Here is a 2,523-nt window from a genome sequence, read left to right as displayed (position 1 = left end):
AACCAGACCGTGACCCAGATGGACGAGAGCACGCAGCAGAATGCGGCGCTGGTGGAAGAGGCCAGCGCCGCGGCGCGCTCGATGGAGCAGCAGGCGACCGAGCTGACCCAGGCGGTGGCCTTGTTCAAGCTGGAAGAGAACGCCGCGCCGGTACGCCAGCCGACTCTCGCGAAGGCGCCGAAGCCGAGGAACTACGCCCGCCCGGCGCCGGCCGCTGCGCGTCGCCTGCAGTCCGTCGCCGCGGTGGCCACCGACAAGGACTGGCAGGAGTTCTGATCGGCGTATGCGCTGCTCGCCGCCCTCCAGCCGGAGGGCGGCGTGCTGTCCAGCACACGCATCGCATGTCGCGCTGGAAGTGCGGGCCAGTTGCCGCCGTATCCGGCAGCGGACGCCGCGCCGCCGCCCGCAACGCTATCTCGATCGCCCGACGCGCCTCTCGTCGTCGGGTTTGCTGTTTTCGCGGCGGCGTGATGTTGAGCCGTCTGCCGGTCTACCCCGGCATTCCGCATCGACGGGGAAGAAACCACGTCCCATGTTCGACGCCACCGCCGCGGCGCTGCCCGCGCCGTTCCGTCACCTGGATCTCGTCCAGGCCGCTCCTGCAGCCGCTGGGCTATAGGTACACCGCGTCACGGCGGCGTAGACCAAGGCCAAGGTCATCGCCACGGCCGCTGTGAGCACCAATCCGGACTAGCGGCTTGCGCTTCTCGCGTCACGCCATGCGTCCGCGCGATTCGTTCGCGGGCACATGGCGCTGCGTCTTGCGCGCACGCTGCAGAACGCGAACTTGCGGTGCAAGACGCGTGAAGAGCGCGGTCGCCGACGCGGCGATCGACCTGGCCGAGCCGCGCTATGGCCGCCAGCCAAGGATGCGCGACGTCATGACGCCGTCGCTGCCGGCCTTGCGCGTTTTTCACGTTGATTTCACCGTTTTCCCGCTTTCCGGATCCGTCCGCAACTTCGGATTCACATCACGATGATGTCCGTGACGGCATTCAAAAAAATCTTTGTCAATGCGCATCAAGAATCCAATGCGGTCGCCGTTACTTCGCCCAAGCATCGGCGCTGGCGTCGCGCGCAGTGGGCAAGAATTTTCAAGATTCGGCCTGCAGTCCACGCTGCGTCGCAGCTTCGCGATGTGTTCCATTTCGTGCCCGGTTCCGCATCTTCGAACTCGTAGCGCGTTTCCATTCCATCCCCTGGCAGGTACCCCATGATCGGATTTCTTCAACGCTACAACGTCGGTACGCGCCTCTCCGCTGCCTTCGGCGTACTCATCCTGCTTTCCTGCGCGCTCGTCGTCGCCGGGTTGATGACCCTGGCGCAAGCGCGTGAACGCATGGACAGTATCGTCAACCGCAACATGACCATCCTTGAGTACACCAGCGCGATGCGCGAGGCCAGTTCGATCATCGCGGTCAACCTGCGCAATATCGTCCTGCCGACGACGCAGGAAGAAAACATCCAGTTCGCCAAGCGCGTCGAGCAGCAGCAGCAGAACTACAGCGAGACCCACGACAAGCTCTATGCGATTCCGGTGACCGATGCCACCGGCGCGGAGATGCGCAGGCAGATCGATCTCGGTTACGAGCGCTCGCGCGCCGCCAACCAGCAAGTGCTGGATCTGGGCATGAACGACAAACCCGACGAGGCGCTGCAGGTACTGATGAAGCAGGCCGCGCCGGCCACCCAGCAGTGGCAGGACGCGATCAACGCGTATTCGGAACGGCAGCGCGTGCGTGGTGCGAGCGCCTATGCCGCCGCTAGCTCGGCGATGGATCGTGGCCGCGCCATGCTGATCAGCGGCGGCGTGGTGGTGGTCGTGGTCAGCGCGCTGCTGGCCTGGCTGATCACCCGCAGCCTCACCGTGCCGCTGAGCCGCGCCACCCGCGCCGCAGAAGCGATCGCACGTGGCGATCTGGACAACGACGTGCAGACCCAGGCTACCGACGAAACCGGGCGCCTGCTCGGCGCGATGCATGGCATGCAGCATCAGTTGCGCAGCCTGATCGCCGCACAGCTGGACATGGCCAAGCGCCACGATGCCGGCCAGATCAGCTTCCGCATGGACGCCGCCGCGTTCCCCGGCGACTACGGACGCATGGCCGCAGAAACCAACGCCGTGGTCGGCTCGCATATCGAGATCAAGATGAAGTTGATGCAGATCATGGGCCGCTACGCGATCGGCGACCTCAGCCAGGACATGGACCGCCTGCCTGGCGAGAAGGCCGTGCTGACCCAGACCATGGACGAGGTCAAGGCCAACCTGTCGGCGATGAACGGCCAGATCAGGCAGCTGGCGCAGTCCGCCGCCGACGGCGACTTCAGCGCGCGCGGCGATGCGCAGCGCTTCCAGTTCGACTTCCGCATCATGGTCGAGAGCCTCAACCAGCTGATGACCACCGCCGACGGCAACCTGCAGTCCTTGTCGGCCTTGCTGCAATCCATCGCCGCCGGCGACCTGACCGCGCGCATGCACGGCGAGTTCCGCGGCGTGTTCGCGCAGATGCGCGACGATGCCAA

Annotated in this window: 2 protein-coding genes and 1 pseudogene; all 3 read left to right on the top strand. The window is 65.6% G+C overall.

Annotation, left to right across the window (positions count from 1 at the left end; translation table 11 throughout):
• Positions 1-276, top strand: a pseudogene (locus H9658_RS22770) (methyl-accepting chemotaxis protein); the annotation flags it as partial.
• A 527-nt stretch (positions 277-803) separates the two neighbouring features.
• Positions 804-980 carry a hypothetical protein gene (locus tag H9658_RS22765; RefSeq protein ID WP_191827043.1) on the top strand — a complete coding sequence of 59 codons (177 nt, stop codon included), beginning with the start codon at positions 804-806 and terminating at the stop codon, positions 978-980.
• Positions 981-1,213: 233 nt separating this feature from the next.
• A partial coding sequence (locus H9658_RS22760) for an MCP four helix bundle domain-containing protein (protein ID WP_191827042.1) occupies positions 1,214-2,523 on the top strand: 1,310 nt, incomplete at its 3' end.

The sequence above is a fragment of the Xanthomonas bonasiae genome, from assembly GCF_014836395.1.
Taxonomy (GTDB): Bacteria; Pseudomonadota; Gammaproteobacteria; order Xanthomonadales; family Xanthomonadaceae; genus Xanthomonas_A; species Xanthomonas_A bonasiae.
Note: the sequence above shows the minus strand (reverse complement) of the source record. Positions and strands in the feature narration are given on the sequence as shown.